This window comes from Haloarcula salinisoli (assembly GCF_019599405.1).
Lineage (GTDB): Archaea > Halobacteriota > Halobacteria > Halobacteriales > Haloarculaceae > Haloarcula > Haloarcula salinisoli.
On record NZ_RKLQ01000001.1, the window covers coordinates 41,915 to 61,211 of the forward strand.

22 protein-coding genes are annotated in these 19,297 nt (G+C 65.7%); 6 read left to right on the top strand and 16 right to left on the bottom strand.

The genetic code is table 11. The features are described from left to right. Positions 1-71: 71 nt before the first annotated feature. Positions 72-3,038, bottom strand: a complete 2,967-nt coding sequence (gene uvrA / locus EGD98_RS00210; protein ID WP_220586333.1) for an excinuclease ABC subunit UvrA — start codon at positions 3,036-3,038, stop codon at positions 72-74. A gap of 141 nt (positions 3,039-3,179) precedes the next feature. Here uvrA and EGD98_RS00215 point away from each other — a divergent pair, with 141 nt between their 5' ends. Beyond that, a complete protein-coding gene (locus EGD98_RS00215; RefSeq protein ID WP_220586334.1) occupies positions 3,180-3,764 on the top strand; it encodes an LURP-one-related/scramblase family protein in 585 nt (194 codons plus the stop codon). Here the strand turns inward: EGD98_RS00215 and EGD98_RS00220 are convergent. Further along, positions 3,761-4,651, bottom strand: coding sequence for a hypothetical protein (locus tag EGD98_RS00220; RefSeq protein WP_220586335.1), 891 nt, complete (start codon positions 4,649-4,651; stop codon positions 3,761-3,763). The two genes, EGD98_RS00215 and EGD98_RS00220, sit on opposite strands and share 4 nt — an antisense overlap. 116 nt (positions 4,652-4,767) lie before the next feature. Here EGD98_RS00220 and EGD98_RS00225 point away from each other — a divergent pair, with 116 nt between their 5' ends. Further along, a complete protein-coding gene (locus tag EGD98_RS00225; protein ID WP_220586336.1) occupies positions 4,768-6,129 on the top strand; it encodes an LVIVD repeat-containing protein in 1,362 nt (453 codons plus the stop codon). Here the strand turns inward: EGD98_RS00225 and EGD98_RS00230 are convergent, their stop codons facing one another. From EGD98_RS00230 to EGD98_RS00240, 3 genes are all read right to left on the bottom strand, one after another. Further along, positions 6,130-7,530 carry a ribonuclease FAU-1 family protein gene (locus EGD98_RS00230; protein ID WP_220586337.1) on the bottom strand — a complete coding sequence of 467 codons (1,401 nt, stop codon included), beginning with the start codon at positions 7,528-7,530 and terminating at the stop codon, positions 6,130-6,132. Further along, complete coding sequence (locus EGD98_RS00235; RefSeq protein WP_220586338.1) at positions 7,527-7,901, bottom strand: DUF7532 family protein; 375 nt, start codon at positions 7,899-7,901, stop codon at positions 7,527-7,529. Before EGD98_RS00235 ends, EGD98_RS00230 begins: the two co-directional genes overlap by 4 nt. Before the next feature lie 181 nt (positions 7,902-8,082). After that, complete coding sequence (locus EGD98_RS00240) at positions 8,083-8,238, bottom strand: preprotein translocase subunit Sec61beta (protein WP_220586339.1); 156 nt, start codon at positions 8,236-8,238, stop codon at positions 8,083-8,085. A gap of 104 nt (positions 8,239-8,342) precedes the next feature. Here EGD98_RS00240 and EGD98_RS00245 point away from each other — a divergent pair, with 104 nt between their 5' ends. Continuing rightward, entirely contained in the window at positions 8,343-8,609 is a 267-nt protein-coding gene (locus EGD98_RS00245) for a thioredoxin family protein (protein ID WP_220586340.1), read from the top strand. A 308-nt stretch (positions 8,610-8,917) separates the two neighbouring features. Here EGD98_RS00245 and fer read toward each other — a convergent pair whose 3' ends face one another. From fer to EGD98_RS00265, 4 genes are all read right to left on the bottom strand, one after another. Beyond that, positions 8,918-9,601, bottom strand: coding sequence for a ferredoxin Fer (fer, locus tag EGD98_RS00250; protein WP_220586341.1), 684 nt, complete (start codon positions 9,599-9,601; stop codon positions 8,918-8,920). A gap of 412 nt (positions 9,602-10,013) precedes the next feature. After that, positions 10,014-10,679: an NADPH-dependent F420 reductase gene (gene npdG / locus EGD98_RS00255; RefSeq protein WP_220586342.1), complete on the bottom strand. Its 666-nt coding sequence runs from the start codon at positions 10,677-10,679 to the stop codon at positions 10,014-10,016. Positions 10,680-11,011: 332 nt separating this feature from the next. Beyond that, the gene (locus tag EGD98_RS00260; RefSeq protein ID WP_220586343.1) at positions 11,012-11,872 is read right to left on the bottom strand and encodes a TIGR01548 family HAD-type hydrolase; all 861 of its coding nucleotides are present in this window, start codon (positions 11,870-11,872) and stop codon (positions 11,012-11,014) included. Between the two features lie 34 nt (positions 11,873-11,906). Continuing rightward, positions 11,907-12,299: a UPF0146 family protein gene (locus EGD98_RS00265; protein ID WP_328761449.1), complete on the bottom strand. Its 393-nt coding sequence runs from the start codon at positions 12,297-12,299 to the stop codon at positions 11,907-11,909. Between the two features lie 51 nt (positions 12,300-12,350). Between EGD98_RS00265 and EGD98_RS00270 the strand changes: the two genes are divergently transcribed. Then, a complete protein-coding gene (locus tag EGD98_RS00270; RefSeq protein ID WP_220586345.1) occupies positions 12,351-12,872 on the top strand; it encodes an archaemetzincin family Zn-dependent metalloprotease in 522 nt (173 codons plus the stop codon). 72 nt (positions 12,873-12,944) lie between these two features. Next, the gene (locus tag EGD98_RS00275) at positions 12,945-13,160 is read left to right on the top strand and encodes a hypothetical protein (protein WP_220586346.1); all 216 of its coding nucleotides are present in this window, start codon (positions 12,945-12,947) and stop codon (positions 13,158-13,160) included. Between the two features lie 58 nt (positions 13,161-13,218). Here EGD98_RS00275 and EGD98_RS00280 read toward each other — a convergent pair whose 3' ends face one another. The 3 genes from EGD98_RS00280 to EGD98_RS00290 form a co-directional block, all read right to left on the bottom strand. Beyond that, the gene (locus tag EGD98_RS00280; protein ID WP_220586347.1) at positions 13,219-13,596 is read right to left on the bottom strand and encodes a hypothetical protein; all 378 of its coding nucleotides are present in this window, start codon (positions 13,594-13,596) and stop codon (positions 13,219-13,221) included. 253 nt (positions 13,597-13,849) lie between these two features. Beyond that, on the bottom strand, positions 13,850-15,688 hold the full coding sequence (locus EGD98_RS00285) for a ribosome biogenesis/translation initiation ATPase RLI (RefSeq protein ID WP_220586348.1): 1,839 nt from the start codon (positions 15,686-15,688) through the stop codon (positions 13,850-13,852). A 1-nt stretch (position 15,689) separates the two neighbouring features. Further along, positions 15,690-15,986 carry an EMC6-like membrane protein gene (locus tag EGD98_RS00290; RefSeq protein ID WP_220586349.1) on the bottom strand — a complete coding sequence of 99 codons (297 nt, stop codon included), beginning with the start codon at positions 15,984-15,986 and terminating at the stop codon, positions 15,690-15,692. A gap of 118 nt (positions 15,987-16,104) precedes the next feature. Between EGD98_RS00290 and EGD98_RS00295 the strand changes: the two genes are divergently transcribed. Beyond that, complete coding sequence (locus EGD98_RS00295; RefSeq protein ID WP_220586350.1) at positions 16,105-16,371, top strand: MarR family transcriptional regulator; 267 nt, start codon at positions 16,105-16,107, stop codon at positions 16,369-16,371. Positions 16,372-16,495: 124 nt separating this feature from the next. Here EGD98_RS00295 and EGD98_RS00300 read toward each other — a convergent pair whose 3' ends face one another. The 4 genes from EGD98_RS00300 to EGD98_RS00315 form a co-directional block, all read right to left on the bottom strand. Beyond that, positions 16,496-16,663 carry a hypothetical protein gene (locus EGD98_RS00300; RefSeq protein WP_220586351.1) on the bottom strand — a complete coding sequence of 56 codons (168 nt, stop codon included), beginning with the start codon at positions 16,661-16,663 and terminating at the stop codon, positions 16,496-16,498. Positions 16,664-16,801: 138 nt separating this feature from the next. Then, the gene (locus EGD98_RS00305) at positions 16,802-17,128 is read right to left on the bottom strand and encodes a DUF7521 family protein (RefSeq protein ID WP_220586352.1); all 327 of its coding nucleotides are present in this window, start codon (positions 17,126-17,128) and stop codon (positions 16,802-16,804) included. Continuing rightward, positions 17,128-17,493, bottom strand: coding sequence for a winged helix-turn-helix domain-containing protein (locus tag EGD98_RS00310; RefSeq protein WP_236039209.1), 366 nt, complete (start codon positions 17,491-17,493; stop codon positions 17,128-17,130). Before EGD98_RS00310 ends, EGD98_RS00305 begins: the two co-directional genes overlap by 1 nt. A gap of 94 nt (positions 17,494-17,587) precedes the next feature. Next, the gene (locus EGD98_RS00315) at positions 17,588-18,871 is read right to left on the bottom strand and encodes a hypothetical protein (protein ID WP_220586354.1); all 1,284 of its coding nucleotides are present in this window, start codon (positions 18,869-18,871) and stop codon (positions 17,588-17,590) included. Positions 18,872-19,297 lie beyond the last annotated feature (426 nt).

A 19,297-nucleotide genomic window follows, 5' to 3' on the forward strand; every position in this document is an offset into this window, starting at 1 on the left:
GTCGACTGGCGCTCGCAACGCGATAGCCGAAGGCGGTCTCGGCGCCAGTGCCCGACTCTCGACGACGCCGACTAGTCGTCGTCGGCAGCGGGCTTGGCCAGGTCCCGTTCCGAGCGGGGCCCCTCCATCTCCACGTCGGGTAGGTGGTCGCGCAGGTATCGCCCGGTGTAGGACTCCTCGGTCCGGGCCACGTCCTCCGGCGTGCCCTCGGCGACGAGGTCGCCGCCGCCCTCGCCGCCCTCCGGCCCGAGGTCGACAACGTGGTCGGCGTTTTTCACCAGGTCGAGTTCGTGCTCGATGACGACCACGGTGTTGCCGTCGTCGGTCAGCCGATGCAACACGTCGATGAGCTTGCGCTCGTCTTCGGGGTGGAGCCCGGTCGTGGGCTCGTCCAGCAGATACAGCGTCTCACCGGAGTCTTTCTTGCCCAGCTCCTCGGCGAGTTTCACCCGCTGGGCCTCGCCACCGGAGAGGGTGGTCGAGGGCTGGCCCAGCCGCATGTAGTCCAGGCCGACGTCCTTGAGTAACTGTAGCCGTCGGCGAATCCCCGAGTGGCTCTCGAAGAAGTCGTAGGCCTCCTCGACGCTCATCTCCAGCACGTCGGCGATGGTCTTGCCCTTGTAGGTCACGTCGAGGGTCTCGTCGTTGTAGCGGGCCCCGTCACACTCCTCGCAGGGGACCTGCACGTCCGAGAGGAAGTTCATGTCTATCGTTACCGTGCCCTGCCCGCCACAGGCCTCACACCGGCCGCCCTTGACGTTGAAGGAGAACCGCCCCTTCTCGTAGCCCCGTTGCTTCGAGAGGCTGGTCTCGGCGAACAGCTCGCGGATGTGGTCGAAGACGTTGGTGTAGGTCGCCGGGTTCGAGCGGGGCGTGCGGCCGATGGGCGACTGGTCGATGAGTCGCACCGTCTCGATGTTCTCGATACCGTCGATGTCGTCGTGTTCGCCGGGGTTGACGTCCGTGTCGTTCATCCGTCGCACGAGCCCCTTGTAGAGGATGTCGTGCATCAGGGTGGACTTCCCGGAGCCCGAGACGCCGGTGATGGCGGTGAACGTGCCAAGCGGGAACTCGACGTCGAGGTCGCGCAGGTTGTGCTGGCGGGCGCCCCGCACGGTGAGGTGGTCGCCGTCGCCGTCGCGGCGCTTCTTGGGGACCGGAATCGAGCGCTCGCCCGAGAGATACTTGCCCGTCACCGACTCCTCGGTCTCCATCAGCGCCTCCTGTGGGCCGTTGACGACGACCTCGCCGCCTCGCTTGCCTGGGCCGGGACCCATGTCGATGACCTGGTCGGCCCGCCGCATCGTCTCGGTGTCGTGCTCGACGACGATGAGCGTGTTCCCGAGGTCACGAAGCTCTTCGAGGGTGTTCAGTAGTTTGTCGTTGTCCCGCTGGTGGAGCCCGATGGAGGGCTCGTCCAGCACGTACAGCACGCCGACGAGCCCGGAGCCGATTTGCGTCGCCAGCCGGATGCGCTGACTCTCCCCGCCCGAAAGGGTGGCGGCCTCCCTGTCGAGGGTCAGATACTCCAGGCCGACCTCCTCCATGAAGCCCAGGCGCGCGCGTATCTCTTTGAGAATCTCCTCGGCGATCTTCTTGTCGCGGGCCGAGAGGTCCGCCTCCAGCCCCTCGAAGTGTGCCAGCGCGTCGCCGATAGACAGTTCGTTGACCGCGGTGATGGCGGTGCCATCGACCAGCACGGCGCGGGACTCGGCTTTCAGCCGGGTGCCCTCACAGGCCGGACACTCCGTGGTGGCCATGAACTCCTCGATGTGCTCGCGGGCGCGGTCGGAGTCCGTCTCGACGTGGCGGCGTTCGAGATTGGGGATAACCCCCTCGAACCGCTCGGTCTTCTCGCGGGTGCCGTTCTTGGTCCGCCACTCGAAGTGGACCAGGTCGTCAGTCCCGTAGAGGAACTGCCGCTGGATGGACTCGTCGAGGTCTTCGAACGGCGTCGACAGCGAGACGCCGAAGTGGTCGGCGACGTTGTCCAGCTGGCGGGAGTAGTAGGTCCGGTCGTAGCTCCAGGGCTCGAAGACGTGTTTGAGTGGCTTGCTGGGGTCCCGAATCACCAGCTCCTCGCTGACCTCCTTGGTCTCGCCTAAACCCTCGCACTCCGGACAGGCACCGTGGGGCGAATTGAACGAGAAGGAGCGGGTCTCGACCTCACTGATGTCGATACCACAGTGCGTACACGCGAGGTCCTCGGAGAGTTCGACGACGAGGCGGTCCGCGGTGGACTCGTCGCTTTCGGCGAGGTCGCCAGTGGCCCGGGCCGTCGCGCCGCCCAGCGCGTCCGCGGCGCCCTCGGGCGGGTCCGGCAGGACCACTTTCAGGGTGCCGTCGGCCTCGCCGAGGGCGGTCTCGACGGAGTCGTTGATTCGTGAGCGCGCCTCGGTCGATATCTTCACGCGGTCGACCACCACGTCGACGGTGTGGTCGTAGTTCTCGTCTAAGTCGGGCTTCTCCATCGCCAGGTCGTACGGTTCGCCGTCGACCTCGACTCGGGAGTACCCCTCGCCGACGAGGTCGTCGAAGAGGTCCTCGAAGGCGCCTTTCTGGTCCCGGACGACGGGGGCACACAGCTTCGCGCGGGTGCCCTCGGGCAGTTCCAGCAGCCGTGTGACCATGTTCTGGGCCGACTGCTCGCCGACCTCGCGGCCACACTCCGGACAGTGCGGGACGCCGACCCGCGCGTAAAGCAGTCGGAGGTAGTCGTGGAGCTCGGTGACGGTACCCACCGTCGAGCGGGGGTTGTTCGCGGCGTTCTTCTGGTCGATACTGATGGCCGGCGAGAGCCCCTCGACGTTCTCGACCTGCGGTTTGTCCATCTGGCCCAGGAAGTTCCGGGCGTACGCGGACAGGGACTCGATGTACCGGCGCTGGCCCTCGGCGTAGACCGTCTCGAAGGCCAGCGACGACTTGCCCGACCCCGACAGCCCCGTGACGACGGTGAGTTCCTCCCGGGGAATCTCCACGTCGACGTCCTTGAGGTTGTGTTCCTCTGCGCCGGTGACCTCGATGACGTCTTTACTCATCTATGCCGTCTCCAAGGAATGGAGGCGTGAAACCCTGTCGGTTGGTGGTGCCCGTCGGCCCCCGGGACCGTCGGCCCCACCGCTCCCGGGGGCGTCTCGGTAGCACCTACTTTCAACATACGTTCGGGTCGATTGTCCACTATGAGCCGCCACCGGTCCTACGATATCACGGGCATCGACCTCACCGACGACAGCTACACCGTCGAACAGAGCCTGATTCGGAACAAGTACAAAGCGCTCGATGCGGCCGGGAACGTCGTCCTCCGCGGGAAACAGCAGCTGTTCAAGCTCAAGGAGAAGTTCCCGTTCGTCGACGGAAACGGCGACGAGGTCTTCGAGGTCAACGCCACCGGCATCGTCGATATCGCGGGCGACTACGTACTGAGCGATAGCCGGACCGGTGAGGAAATCGTCGTTCTCGACAACGACTTCTCGCTCTTTCAGGACACCTGGCGGATTCGCGACGCCGACACCGGCGAGGTGCTCGCCCGTATCGATTCTCGGGGGACAGCCACGACGCTCGCCCGGAACTTCCTGCCTCTCGGCTGGCTGATTCCCCACAGGTACGAGATAACCGACGGAAACGGTGGCCACGTCGGCCGCATCGACGGCCAGCTGTTCTCCATCCGGGACCGCTACGAGATTACCATCGACGACGCCAGCTCCGTCCCAAAAGAACCCATCGTCGCCGCGGCGATGGTAATCGACGCCATCCAGGGGAACTAGGGGAAGTCTTCGGTGTCCATCGTCCCGGTGATGCGGGCGACGCGACCGGACTGGCTGTACTCGATATCGTCGACGTCAGTGAACTCCCCGTACTTCCCGCCGCCCGCCTCGACCCACGTCTCCAGGTCGTCGGTGTCGACGTCGGTCTCGTCCTCGTAGACGAGGACCCACTCCCGGCTCGTGGTATCGCCGTCGAACGCGTACGTGTCGCCCCAGGCGACCATTCCGTCTAATAACCAATCATCTAAGCTCTCGAATGTCATACCGATCACACCGGATTTCGTCCCTATCGCGTCCACGAGCTTCGAACACGCGTCGCTCTCGTCGACGTACCGGCCCGCTTGCCCGGCTTTCGCGTCGATGATAGCTTCCAGTGCCTCCTGTGGGTCCTGCTCGCGGGAGTCGAACGTGGGCGTAAGCAGCACCCTCGACCCGTCGAGCGCAAACGCGCGGCGGGTGTCCTCGTTTACGTATATCGTGTACCCCTCCCTGTCCGTCTCCTCCTCGTAGTCTTCGGCTTCCAGGTCGTCGACCAACGCTTGCTTCTCGAAGTCGGCCTGGTGGACCTGTACGCGGTCGATATACACCGACTCGGAGATGTCCTCCAGCGACAGAGTGACCGGCTCCAACGTGTCCTCGATGTCGTCGTAGACCCAGTCGTCGGAGAACTTGTCGTTGACGGCCCTCAAGTCGTCGTTGTTCCAGCGGCTGAACCGGTAGTGCTCCTGGTCCAACTCGTCCGGCGCCGGCAGCCACGCGGTGTAGGCATCGCTAAACGGGTTCGGAATCCGGTCCAGACAGCCTGCCGTGCTCGCCAGCGCGCCGGCGCCCACCATCGCCCCACTACGGCGGAGCAGTGTCCGCCGACTATACCTGCGGTCTGGCATACTTTTCAGTGGATATACTACGATATTAAATCTTCGATGGCTACTGTGGCCCGTTTAGCGTCGCTGGGTCCCGACAGGACCACAACCCTTCTTGCCGTCGCTCCCCTCCGACCGGTATGCGCCGCCGAACGCTCCTCCAGTCGCTCGCGGGTGCGAGCGCCACCGGCGCCGTCGGCTCGGCCGCTGCCCACCCCCTCCCCACCGACGACGGCGATTCGACCCCTGCAAGCACCCCCACGGGCGGCGAGCCGCTGGGTTCCCTCGACCTCTCGGGCGCCCGCGAACTCGTCACCAGCCCGGACGGCCACACCGCCTACGTCGCGACCGGCGACGGCATCGCGCTGGTCGACATCGTCTCGCCCGCTTCCCCCCGACTGCTCGCCGAGCGCACCGACCTGCTCGCCGACAGCCCCGACGGGCCGATGGAAATCGTCCAGGACCTCGCCCTCGTCGACGATAGACTGCTCGTCGCCGGCCCGGCAAACCCCACCGAGACCGGTGCCCACGGCGTCGTCGTCTTCGACGTCAGCGACCGCGAGAACCCAGCGCAGGTCGCCGCCGTCGAACTCGACACGCGCATCCACAACTGCGATTTCGACGGCCGCTACGCCTACGTCACCGCCAACGGTCGCGCGGCCAGCCCCCTCGCCGTCGTCGACACCGACACCGGCGACGAGGTCGGCTCGTGGTCGCTCCTCGACGCCGACGAGCGGTGGGACGCGGTCCATCCCGCGCTCCGGCCGCTCCACGACGTGTGGGTGCAGGGCGAGTACGCCTATCTCGCCTACTGGGACGCTGGCACGTGGATTCTCGACGTGAGCGACCCGGCCGATATCTCGCTGGTCTCCCGCGTTCGGGGCCGCAGTCGCGACGACCTCGCCGGCATCGAGGACCCGGGCGTCGAGCGCAGCGAACCGCCCGGCAACGACCACTTCGTCACCGTCGACGAGGACGCGTCGCTGCTGGGCGTCGGCGGGGAGTCCTGGGACGCCGGCGACGACGGCAGCGGCGGTCCCAGCGGTATCGAACTGTTCGACATCAGCGACCCCGAATCCCCGACGTCGCTGGCCACCATCGACCCGCCGTCGTCGAGTGACCAGACCTACGGCGGCGTGATGACGACGGCTCATAACTTCGAACTCACCGACGACCGGCTGTACTCGGCGTGGTACAAGGGCGGCGTTCGAGTCCACGACGTGCGCGACCCGAGCCAGCCGCGCCAGATATTCCGGTGGCGCGACGCTGGGACGACCTCGTTCTGGACCGCACAGCGGGCGGCCGGCTGTTTCGTGGCCTCGAGTGCGGCCATCCCGGACGACGACATCTCCCCGGGCGTCTACACGTTCCCCGACCCCGCCGCGGACGCGCCGACCTCGACCGATGGCGCGACTGGCGACGGGTTCGGCGTCGCCGCGGCGCTGGCAGCTATTGGACTGGGGGCGTGGCGGCTGGGGCGGCGGCGAGAACGCGAACAGTAGCTACGACAGCGCGCTCGCCACCGCGGCGGCCACGCTCCGGGCGCGTTCGGCAAGTTCCTCGGGGACGTCCCCCGCCTCGACGGCGGCGTCGAGTTCGTCGTCGTCGACGCGTTCGACTCGGCCGTCGGCGTGTTTCAGCACGTCGACGTGGAGGTCGACGTAGCGGGCCGTGTCCGGGAATATCTCGACCGGCGTGCAGACGTTGACGTAGGTGCCCTTCTTCTCGCCGTCGCTGTCGCGGTACACCGTCGGATACCACCACCGCCCCTCCTTCAGTTTGGTCTCGGCCACGTCGCCGGCCTCCTTCGGTACGCCCAGGCCGTCGTACTCGCCCCCGGCACGCATCTCCCGTTCGACGGTGACGGTGCCGTCGGCGTCGACCTGCTGGACGGCCGCTCGCCCGAGGCTGATGAGCCGCCCGTCCGGTTTCCCGTGGCCCAGCCCTAGCGTGTCGCCGGCCTGTGGCCCGAACTGCCGGGCAGTGACGGCGAAGGGGAAGTCAGTCTCGCCGTCGGCACCGGGCTCGTCACACAGCGCCTCGACGTAGTCGACCGCCGCGCTGGCGCTGTTGGACCCTGCCTTCACGCGGTGGTGGCCCGCCATCGTCGTCGTCACGTCACGGCGCCGCTCGTCGAGCGCGAAGCGACTCTCCCGACCGAACCACACCCACGTCGTCGCGCCGCCGTCGAACTGCCGAGCGGGCGCAGCGTCGGCCGGGTCGTCGGCGCCCGCCAGCGCCTCGTCGATGGCCGCCGCCCGTTCGTTGGCCGCTTCGAGGGCCTCGGCGATGGCGTCGAAACCCGCCTCGTCGCTTGCTCGCTCCCAGGAGACGCCCCACCCATCGCGTGGGTCGGCCGAAATCACGTCGAGCATCGCCGGGCCCGATGCCGTCGTACTCGTCGACCCACCCCGAACCAGGGTCAGGAGGTCGCCCCGAACGCCGACGGTCGTATCGAGCACCGCGCGGCCGTCCGTCCAGGGCGCGGCCCCTTCGATGACCTGCACCCGCAGGCGGTCGCCGGTCTCGACGCGCTCGTCGCTGTTCGAGTACGGCAAGAATCCCTCGCCGTCGCCACAGTCGACGACGGCACCGCTGGAAAGCGTCTCCGTGACTTCGCCGGCGTAGACCGCTCGGACCGGAAGCGGGTCGGCCCACGACAGCGTGTCCCGGCCCAGCCCCCGGAGTTCCGCGACGACCCGCTCGACCGTCTCGCGGTCGCCGCTGACACCCACGCCCTGTCGGTCGTCGGTCGTTGCGACGGCAGCCCCGGCCCGTTCTACTGAAAAGTCGTCCTCGAAGCGGTCCTCGATGGGGCCGGAGGCCTGCACCACGTCGATACCGGCGTCGGAAAGCAGCCGGGTCAGCGCCGTCGTGTAGATGCCCCTGACCCGCACAGTCATAGGGCGTCCTCGTCGGCGGCAAAGCGGACCCGACCGTCCACTGTGGGCCCGAGCGTCAACTCCACTTTCTCGTCGGTGAGCACGCGCCCGCCCTCGACGGGGACGCCCCACGTGTCGAAGCGGACGTACCCCCGGATGTCGTCGGCGTGGGTGTAGAGGTCCACGTAGTCGAGGGTGTGTTCCTGAATCTCGCTACTGGAGTGGGCGATGTCCATATCGGAGTAGACGGTCTCTCTCCCGGCGAAGAACGCTTCGAGCTCTGTGGCGGCTTCTTTGGTCGCTTCGACCACGGCGTCGGATGCGGCTTCGATGGCGTCCTGGTCGAGTCCGACATCCCGGAGCGCGGCCTGTTCGCGCTGCGTGAAGTGCATACGCGCTCAAATGTATCGTGGTAAATTAAGACACGCGGAGTTTGTGCGGTCAGAACGGGGTCCGGTGTTGCCCTAGAGACTACAAACAGCCAGAAAGCCCCCGCGCTCTGTACTCCGCACTGACCCACCAGTAAAACAGCTCGTATCGACGAAAAATCGATTCGTTCTACAGGCCGCCGGTCTAGATCATCGCGTTCAGGACCAACACGAGTGCGCCAAAGAGGACGCCGAAGGCGACGATAGTTCGCGGGTCGATGCGGATGGTGTTCTGGTCTTCGGCGTCGAAGTACCGGACGAGGCCGGCACTGGACATCAGTCCGCCGCTGTCGCTGCTCATACCCGTCTCTGGTCACTCATCCGGAGTAAGCCTTTCGGCTTCGCTCGCGCCGTACCCACATGGACAATCCTTATCTGACCCCACAATCTAGGCTGAGAGGAACCATGGCTGTCAGGCTCAAAGACTTCTATGCCGATTGGTGCGGCCCCTGCAAGACCCAGGACCCCATCCTCGAGGACTTAGAGGAGGAGTGGACCGACGTCGAGTTCGAGAAAATAAACGTCGACGAGGAACAGGACGTGGCCAACGAGTACCAGGTCCGTTCGCTCCCGACACTCGTCGTCGAGAACGACGACGGCATCGTCGAGCGCTTCGTCGGCGTCACGCAGGCCGACGACATCGAGGACGCGCTGACGCAGGCCTCGGCGTAGACCCACTTTTTGCACGCTCCGGCGGTCGAGCGCACGGCGCTCGACACGCCTCCGCGGCAAAAACTTGGGGAAAAATCGCGGCGTACTCCTTTCGCGGGCCTTCGGCCCGCGGCAGTCCGTGCGCCGCGGTCGAACCGGCGCCTCCGGCGCCGGATGCTACTTGCTGACTATATTTGCGTCTCTACAGCGGACAGCCTGCCCTTCCCCGTCCTCGTGAGCAAGCGAACGAGTGGCTCGTCAGAGCTTGCTCTGACGGTGTCTTCGCGCGATAAAACGCGCTCACGGCCACCGCCTGGCCAGTCGGCCGCTCAATCTGTCGACGACGACGCCTCGAACCGGCTCGCCGGAAGGAGGAGGTCCTGCACCGCGGGCAGGTTCTTGACGTTGTAGACGATTTTCGCGTCCGTCTCGGGTGCGACGATACAGGAGAGGCGAATCCCGCGGTCGTGGAGCTCCTTGGGCAGTATGTGACTCGACGGCGATGGCATCTCCCCCTCGACGACGGCGACGGCGCAGTTCGTACAGGCGCCCCCGCGACAGGCGAAGGGCCAGGCGTACCCCTGGCGCTCGGCCGCTTCCAGCAGCGACTCGCTGTCTCTGACGTAGAACTCCCCGTAATCCTCGGGCGAGAGGCCGCCGTCGGCCGCCTTCTCGAAGAGGTCGTCGTCGGTCAGCTCCCACAGCCGGTCGGCCATCACCTCGTAGTTCAGATACTCCACCTTGACGCCCTCTGGTTCGGGCGGCTGCTCGGGCGGCTCGTCGGTGTCTGCGGTCCCCACGTCCGGGTCGGCGGCGATGTCCTCGTCCGGAACTGCGTCGCCGGGCTCCCAGCCGTTCTCGATGCGCTCGAAGGCGGTTTTCACCGCCAGGAACGCCTCCGTCGACCCTCCCTGGTCGGGGTGGGTCTCCTTGACGCGCTCCCGGTAGGCATCGACTATCTCGGCCTCCTCGGCGTCCGGGTCGACGCCGAGTATCTCGTATGGGGACGCCACAGTCGCACGTAGGCTTGGGTCGCCAAAAGCAGTGTGCAATCCCCTCGAAATTGCGGCTAGGAAAATTTGTGGTTGGTGTTGTGGGTGCTACTGAAGCGATTGCGTACAGCCAGAAAGCCCCGGCTGGCTGAACTCGGGGGGCTCGCTGCGCGCTTCCTTCGCTACGCTCAGTCCAGTGCTTGCGTCGCCCGCCGTCGTTCAGCCAGCCGCCCCTTTCAGTCCCACCCAGCGCTGTTTGGCCAACCGGCTACGGGCGGGACTGAAAGGGGCCGCGCTATCGGGGAACCCCGACGAAGCAAGCACTGGACCGAGTGAAACGAGGGAAGCGCGCAGCGAGTCGCGGGACCCGATAGCGCGGGGGCTTTCTGGCTGTTAATAAGCGCGCTAAATCCAGAAAAGACGGTTTTCGTTGCTAGCGGAACTGCACACCGAGGTCGTGCAGGCCGTCGTTGTGGCGGGCGACGTTGATGAGCAGGGGGGTGAGCCCCTCCACTTCGGCGGCGTTGGCGAGCGGGCCGCCGTCCAGTGCTCGCAGCCCCTCGATACCCTCGGCGAGTTCCGACACGGTGGCTTTCGCGTCACGGTCGTCGCCGACGACGATGGTGTCCCAGTCCAGGTCCGCTTCGAGGTCGGCCAGCCGGCCGGCCGCGAGGTTGTGGAAGGCGCCGACGACTGGCGTCCCCTCGGGGGCGGCCTTCGCGGCGAGCTGGGTGACGCTGCCGACGCCGGGGCGATTATAATGAAAACCGTCTTCGTCGCGTTTCATGCCGACAGCGGGGGAGACGAGGATGGCGTCGCCCAGCTCGTCGGCGACGGCCTCGACGGTGTCCGTGAGGTGGTAGGCCGGGACGGCCGTCACGACGACGTCCGCCTGCGCGGCGGCCTCGGCGTTTGCCAGCCCCGCGATATCGACCTCCTGTCCGCGGCTGTCGAGTTCGGCCTCGTACTCCTCGGCTTTCGCCGCGGCCTTGTCGGCCTCTCGCGAGCCGACGATGACCGTGTGGTTCGTATCGTCCGCCCACCGCAGGGCGAGCCCTTCACCGATGTCGCCGGTGCCGCCGAGTAACGCGATGTCCATATGCAGGCGTAGGGCGAACTGCGAATAAGCGTTGTGCGACCGGACGTGCTTGCCACGGTCTGTGTCGCGGACGTCCAGCTTCGCGCCTGCCAGACGACGCCATCGTCGTCCAGCACGCACTGATACCCGACAGCCCGGTACCGGAGGTGTCTTACGTGCCGACCCGAGATAGTCAGGTAGGCGGCACGGTCAGACGGCACCTTTCAGCCCGGACGTGGCTACATGTCCGGGTACGCGGTCTGTCCTAAACCGTCTCTATAACGTTCCTGAGCGGCCGCGCTGCGCACTGCGAGACGACCCCTCTGCGAGTGGCGTCGCTGCTACCGGTACCTTCACTCAAGCAGGTCTGGCAGGTCCTCGACGCTCTCGACGACGGCGCTGGCACCCGCGCTCGCGTAGGTCGCCCGGCCGTCCTCGCCGGTGAGTCCACCAGTGAGGACGCCGACGCCGTAGTACACCCGGTCGGGGTCCTCGTCGTCGGCGTTGACAGCGGTCTGGATGTCGTCCAGCGTGTCGCCGGCGAAGGCGACCTGTCGTGCGTCGAACCGCTCGGCCAGTGTCAGCAGGGCGTGGGGGTGGGGTTTCCCCTGCTCCCAGTCGTCCATGGTAAAGCGGTGCTCTTCAGGGATAGCCAGTCCCACCCGGTCCATCGCGATGTCGGCCTCTGCGGCGGGCCGGCCGGTGACGACGCCGACCGCGTAGCGCTCCTGGAGGGCATCGAGCGTCGCCTCGCTGACCAGCTTCGGCTCGTCGTTGATGTAGCCCGGCGCGTCGAAGGCGGGTTCGCCGCCCTCCAGGTCCCGATACAGCTCGCTCCCGAGATACAGCGTCTGGAACACCTCGCGGAGGCCCCTGGGGTCCCAGGCGTCGAGAACCTGCTCGGCGTTCTCCTCCAGCAACTCCCGGACGACGGCTTTCGCCGCGTCGAGGCCGCCGCCGGTCTCGGCGATGGCGTCGGTGAAGGCGGCCACGTTCACGTCGGTCTCTCGCGAGGTCAGCACGAACAGCGCCGCCGCGTCGGTCAGCTCCCAGTCGTTGTTGAACCCGCCGGCGTTCTTGAACCGCTGGATATCGGCTTTCGCGATGGTGTCGCCGTACACCCGGTCGACGGACTCGACGATGGCCCGTCGGTACGAGTCGGCCACGTCCACCAGCACTCCGTCGATGTCCAGCACGACAGCGTCGACTTGCATACTCGGACCTCCACACGCTCGTTGAAGCGCCTTGCTATCTCTGCCCCGGACCGTCGACCGCCCGGTACAGCACCACACCGCCGGGCAGTTGTTCGGCCTCGGCCGGCACGACGACCGGGTCGCCGCCTAGCGTGGTGAACCAGCAGGCCGCGCCGACCCGCCGTGCCACGTCCCGGACGGGCCGCTGGAGTTCGGGCGGCAGGTTGCGAGCGAAGAGGACGTCTGCCCCCTCGTAGACCGACAGTGTCGGCTCGGTCACGTCGTCACTGACGAAGGCAACGGGGTCGGGGACCGACCGCTCGCGGATATCGGTCGCGGTCACGTCGACGCCTCGCTCGGCCAGGTCGACGGCGACGTCGTGCCGGTTGCCGACGCCGACTTCGACGACGGAATCGACGTCCGAGAGTCGGGTAACGAGTGCGGTCACGGGCGCTGCCACGGCGGGAAACTTATGGCCCGGTGGCGTTTATGGGTTCGCATGCACGTCGACATCGTACCGGTGGGCGAGGTCTCCAGCCTCGTAAAGCGGGAGGCCTCGGAGGGCCTCCGTGAGACATACGACTGCGAGGTCTCCATGCACGAACCGCAGTCGGTCCCCGCCGGTGCGTACCACAGCGACCGCGACCAGTACCGGGCCGAGGAGTTCATCGACCTCGCGCGACGGGTCGGCTCGGGCGACAAGAACATCGCCATCACCCCGAAGGACCTCTTCTACCGCCGTCGGAACTACGTCTTCGGTCTCGCATATCTCAGTGGCTCCGGCAGCGTGATATCCACCTATCGGCTCCAGACCTCCTCGGACGGCGGCTTCTCGAACCAGTCGGCCAGCGACATCTTCTCCGCCCGTGTCCGCAAGGAGGTCGTCCACGAGATCGGCCACACGCTCGGGCTCGAACACTGCGACAACAAGCGCTGTGTGATGAACTTCTCCCCGACGGTGCGACAGGTCGACGTCAAGGAGCCCTCGCTGTGTGGCTCTTGCCAGCGAACCGTCCTCTGATCGCCCGACTGCGATGCGCCTAACTTGTTAGGTGCCGAAGCTACGCCCTCGCAGTGTATAGCTACAGTCGCGATGAGCACGAGTCAGTCAAGCGACCGAATTGCAGAGCTCGGTGACATCTTCGTCGCAGTCACTGGCGACGAATCGGTCACCGAAACACAGTCGGGGGACTCTCCTGACCGGGAGCTCCGGCCCGACGAGGAGTTCGACCCCGACGAGGTCGCGGACGGACTCGACGATGCCGTCGCCGGTTCCGAGACCGGCGACACGAGTGACCCTGCCGCGTAGGCCTGCCACCCCCCACCGTGTGTTCTCCCCACACCCTTTCGAAATACGTCCAGAGTGGTTACGCGACGTGTTCGCGTTCGCGACGCGCCTCGGGCAGCGGATAGACGACGCCGAACAGCAGCCGATTCAGTGCTGTTCCGACGCCGAGCCCGAACACCAGCGGCGGTAACACCCCCTCCGGTGTGCCGGGCACAAGCCACCACAGCACCGCAGCCAACACGAGGATGCTACCCAACAGCCCGGCTGTGAGTTCCCAGACGCCCGCGGCGCTCCGGTCGACCGCCGCACAGAGGACGACACCGAATACGGCAGCGAAAACGCCGAGCGGCCATATCGTCGGCTCACCGAGCGAATACGCTATCAACAGTGCCGTCACGACGCTCGACGCTCCGACGAACAGGTCCCGGGCGACGACCGTTCGTTTGCTCCGTCCCATACGATTGCTCTACGTAGGTGGTACCTCAGTTCTCGTCGGGCGCGTAGTCGTCCCCGCGAACCTTTTTCATCGTTGGGTGCGCTCACTCCGTTCGCGCACCACGCCTCGAAAAACGTTCATGAAAAAGGCCGAATCCTCATGGTTCGAGAGAGCGAAGCTCTCTCGTCATCACGAAAGGCGCGAAGCGCCTTTCGAACGACTCCGTTCGGGTTCGGGGAAACGGCTCGCTGCGCTCGCCGTATGTTTTGCCAGTTCAGTTCTCGTCGGGCGCGTAGTAGTACTCGCCGGCCTTCTTCTGTTTCCGGTCGAGCTGTGAGTCGGGCTTGTTGATGCGCGGTCGGGAGGTTCGCTCGTCGCGGCGGAAGGTGATGTCGAGGTTCGCGAGGAACTCGTTCATCCCTTCGCGCATCCCCTGTGGCGGCGCGGCGTGGCCCGACTTCGCCGGTTCGCCGTCGAAGACGAGCAGCCGGTCGGCGAGCAGGTCTATCATGTAGATGTCGTGGTCGATGACCAGCGCCGTCGCGTCGTGGTTCTCGGCGTACCTGCGGATGGCGGAGGTGGCAAGCACACGCTGCTCGACGTCGAGGTGTGCCGAGGGCTCGTCCAGCAGGTAGAGGTCGGCGTCCTTCGAGAGACAGGCCGCGATAGCCACGCGCTGGCGCTCCCCGCCCGAGAGGTCCGTCAGTTGTTGCTCCATCACCGCGTCGAGCTGGAGCGGGTCGGCGATTTCGGTCGTCCAGTAGGAACTGCCGAAGTCGTCGGTAATCGAGGAGAGGAAGGCGTCGACCCGCATCGGCTGGTCTATCTCGATGTACTGTGGCTTGTATGCGATGTCGAGCCGGCTGTCGACCTCGCCGGTCGTGGGTTCGAGCCGACCAGCGAGCATCTTCGCGAACGTCGACTTCCCGATACCGTTGGGTCCCACGACGCCCAGCACTTCGCTCTCGCGGATAGTGCCCGCGTCGACGTCGAGCGTGAACTCGCCGTCGCCGTAGGACTTGGTGAGTTCGGGGTATTCGATAACGACGTCGCCGGTCGACCCCGGACGGGGCGCGTGTTCCTCGAACTCGATTTCCGTCTGTCGAATCCGCATGTTCTCGTTCTCGAGATAGCCCGAGAGGTACTCGTTGATACCCTTCTTCGTCGATTTCGGCGGTGTGATGATACCGAACGCCCCTGGCGAACCGTACGCCATGTTGATGTTGTCCGCCAGCAGGTCGAGGATGGCGAGGTCGTGCTCGACGACGAGCATCGACCGGTCGCCCTCCTCGGCGAGTTCCCGAATCAGGCGGGCGGCGGTCATCCGCTGGCCGATGTCCAGATACGGCGTGATCTCGTCGAGGAAGTAGAAGTCCGCATCTCTTGCGAGCGTCGCGACCAGGGCGACCCGCTGGAGTTCACCGCCCGAGAGGTCGTCGATGTGGTTGTCGACGACCGGGCGGATACCGGTGCGGTCGATGAGCTCGTCCAGCGCCCCGCGCTCGTCGGTCTGTTCCAATAACTCGCGGGCCGGCCCGTCGAACTGGTCGGGGATGCGGTCGACGTACTGGGGTTTCCGGGCGACGGTCACGTCGCCGTCCCGCATCTGTTCGAGGTAGTCCTGCAGGGCGGTGCCCCGATACTCGTCGAGAATCTCGTCCCAGCTGGGCTCGGCGCCGTACTGGCCCAGATTCGGGGCCATCTCGTCGGCGAGGATGCGGACGGCGGTGGTCTTCCCGATACCGTTGGGCCCGAGAATGCCGGTTACCTGTCCCTCCGCCGGCGACGGGAGCCCGTACAGCGCGAAGGCGTTCTCGCCGTAGCGGTGGACTGGCTCGTCGTCCAGTTCCTGTGGGAGGTTGATAATCTCGATGGCGTCGAACGGGCACTTGTTGACACAGATACCGCAGCTCTCGCCCAGACATATCTCCTCGGAGATACGGACCTGGTCGGGCTTGCCCTCGAACTCCTCGTCTTCCTCGTAGGTGTCGCTACGCTTGGTGATGCACTCTTTCCCGCTCCGGTTGGGCGGGCAGTAGTTCATACACTCGTAGTTACAGCGGTCGGGCTGGCACCGCTCCAGGTCGACCACTGCGATGCTGTCGTCGGCCATCTCAGGCCCCCGCAGTCAGCAGGATTCCCCACGACACGAACCAGAGCGCGAAGGTCATGAAGGAGATATAGAGGTAGTCTTTCCCCGAGAAGTCGTCGTCAAGGATACCGATACCCCGCAACAGCGGGAGCTGCACGAAGATGGCGGCGAGGACGACGACCAGCGCGAGCGTGTCGGTCGCGCCGCTCGCCACGGCGTTCGACACGAACGCCGCGGCGATGCCGGCGATCGCCGTTATCGTCGTGACAGTGAGCCCCCGCATGTGGGAACTCATTCCGTCCGCCGATTCCGTAGCCATATTCACAGTTTCCCGACCCGCCACCAAAAGGGGCGCGGTTCCGGGACAGAACCTGTCCAACGCGTCTGACGCAACCACTCCTCAATCTTTATGCATCCGGCGACATTCGTAGGAGCTAATGACGGAAACCGATGGCGAGGGTATCTCGGATCTCCCACCCAGCGCGAAGCTCGTCTACAAGGTACTGGAGTACGACGGGCCGCTGACACAGAAAGGCATCGTCGAAGAGTCGATGCTCTCGGCACGCACGGTCCGCTATGCGCTCGAACGACTCGACGAGGTCGGCGTTGTCGAGGAAGACGTCTACTTCGCGGACGCCCGACAGAACCTCTACGAACTGAACGAGCCGCCGGCCGAACAGGCCGACCCCGCCATCTCGGACTGACTCTTCTATCGCTTTCCGTCCGTACAGGCCGGACAGCTTCGCCGGTCGCCGTACCGCTGCCCGCAGAACCCACAGCCACGCTCCGAATCGCTCCCGAGCGTCGCCCGTTTTCGTCTCCGGCTACTCATGCCAGCTCACCGCAGGAGCGACAGCGGGCTCGGTTGGCGGCCGGGTCGTACGCCAGCGCGATTTCGGAACAGTGGCGACAGTAGCGGTCGCTCGTCATCGTCGGGGTATCCGGCGCAGTCGGGGGGACGGTCGATTCGACGGTATGTGATTCGTTGACTGCCATGTCAATACCAACCACGGAGTAGTACAAAAGTTCTGTGGACATACGTCGGGGAATGTCCTTATATTCTATTGCTATCTATGGATGTGGAGTTACTTACGCTATTTTGACGGGGTTTTAACGCGAAAAACGAAACAAAACTCAATCTCGCCGGTGGAGCGCGTAAGCGATACACACCAGCCCGGCGAACTGCGTGACGTGGCTCACCGTCAGGAAGTAGTCCTGCTGTGGGAGCGAGAGCACCCGAAACTGCAGCAGCATCGACCCGACGAAGGTGAGCGTGTAGGTGACGGCGGTCAGCAACAGCAGGCCGACCGCGAGATACCGCATCGACGGGTCACCGTGTCGGTAGAAGCTCTGCAGCGAGCGGTAGCCGATGTACAACCCGACCGCCACGGAGCCGGTGGCGAAGGCGCTGGCGATGAGCTCGATGACGCGAAAGCCGTACACAGTTGTCTCGAACACCATCAGAAATCACTCCAGAGCCGCTGTAGTCTGTCTGCCGGGTCCTCCTCAGTACCGGTCTCGACCTCGAACTCGAAGCGTCCGTCCTCGAGTGTGATGTTGAACTCAGCCAGAACCGTGCTGTAGACGGAATCGTGGTGACCGTCCGGGCGCACCCGGGTCTGTTCGTCCAGGAAGCCGACCGCAACGAGCCGCTCGACGCGCCGATACAGCGTCGACGGTGAGGCGCCGGTCATGTCGCTCAGTTCCTGCACGGTCAGTGGCTCGTCGCTCGCCGCGGTGAGGATGGCTCTCGCGTACTCGTCTCCGAAGAGGCTGACTACCGTTCCGAAGTCGCGCTCCTCGCTCACCGTTTCTTCCGTTGTCATCTCCGGCGTATAATCGGCATCGGTTCGCAGACGGTTCGTTCGCGGGACGCTTCCGCGGTCGCGTCGTGGCGTCGGAACGCACAGGGACATGACGTCATCCATCCAGATTGTCCCGCAGACTCGGCGGGAAGTAGCCGAATTCGCCCCACGTGTACTCCGTGCCGGCCGGCTCCCCGCGCACGCTTATCTGCCACGTCTCGATGTCGCTCACGTCGACCGACAGCGAGTCGCCCGGCCCGAGTCGGTCGAAACTGTCGCTGAACTGGTCGTCGGCGGGGTCGGGCGGCCGTGGGCCGTCCGTCCCGTCCTCGTCCGCCGCCGAGATGTCCTTCAGATACACTCTGAACGTCTCGGCATCGACCGAATCGCCGGCCTCGTGGGTGAGCACGGCCGCCTCGTCGCCAGGGTCCCACTCGAGTCCCCACGTGATGATGGGCTGGTCGTAGAGCGCGATGCTATCCATATTCCGAAAGGTGTCCGGCGGCATCGTCGCGACGGCAGTTGCCAGGTTGTCATCGACGGTCAACTCGACGCGGTTGGCCTCTAACGCCTCGGGGTACTCGCTGATGCGGGCTCTGATGTCCTGTTTCGACACGTCGGCGTCGTCCGCGAACAGGAAGCTCCGACTGGGGTACACCGTGGACTCGCCGAAGTCGACGCTGCGGGCCTCCAGAAGGGCTCTGGACCCGTCGACGGTGAACGTCCCGGGTCGGATGTGTGTCCACGGCGGCGCACGGACGCTGTCGGTCATCCGCTCGAACTGGGGCTCGGCTTCGTGGAAGCGAGTGTGGCGCCCTTCCCCGGCGTCTATCATCGGGCCGACGAACTGCATCGGCTCGTCGAAATAGCCCGAGAAGAGCACGTAGTCGTCCCCGTGGGCGACGACCTGCTGGAGGTCGCCACGCTCGTAGACCGTGTATCCCTCGTAGCTGTCGTACTGTTCGTATCCGGTTCCCTCTAACGCCGCCTGGACGGTGTCCGTGGCCACCGACCCCTTCGCCACGACGCTGCCCCGGGCTTCGACTGCCCACTCGAACGCCGAGAGGCCCACGCCGACGTAGTCCATCCCCGGTTTGACCCCCTTCCCGCCGTAGGGCGTGCCAAGCAGGTCTTCGCCTCGGGAACCGGGGACGACGTACTCCATGCTCGTTCGAACGCCGTCCAGGTCGCCGGGCCTGGCACTCTCGTCGGGCTCCGGTATCCAGTCGCGGTAACGTGGCGGCCCCGTTTCGGGTTCCTCGACCGACCCGAAGCGGACTTGTTGTCCAAACGCCGGCAGCGTCGTACAGCCTCCCACGGAAGCGACACCGCCCGCGGCCAGTCCCGCCAGAAACCGCCGGCGGGTACTGCCCGGCCGGTCGTCAGTCTCGTCTGCCATACGCCACCCGATGACGCCCCGTCAAAAAGAACCGTCCCCCGGCTGGCGCACCTGACAAGCCGTCGAAATTTTTATATACTCGAACGGCGCTTCCGCGGGCGAACTCCTGCTCGTTCCTCGCTCGCGACCGCAGTACTCTTGTCTTCCTACGACGGCACGACGGTAATCGTACTGCCCCGGTCGATAGCCCGCTCCGGCTCCTCCACCTTTTTCATCGTCGCCCTTCTTCGTTCGCTTCGCTCACTGCGGGGAGGGCTCCTCGAAAAACGTGGGCGAAAAAGGCCGGAAGCGCGCCGTCGGCGCGCTTCCGGTATCCTGCGGGAGCACCGCGACCGCAGGGCTCGTCAGAGCTTCGCTCTGACGGTGAAACGGCTCGCTGACTCACGGTGCTTCGCACCGTTCGTCTCTCGCGGTCACACGGGACCG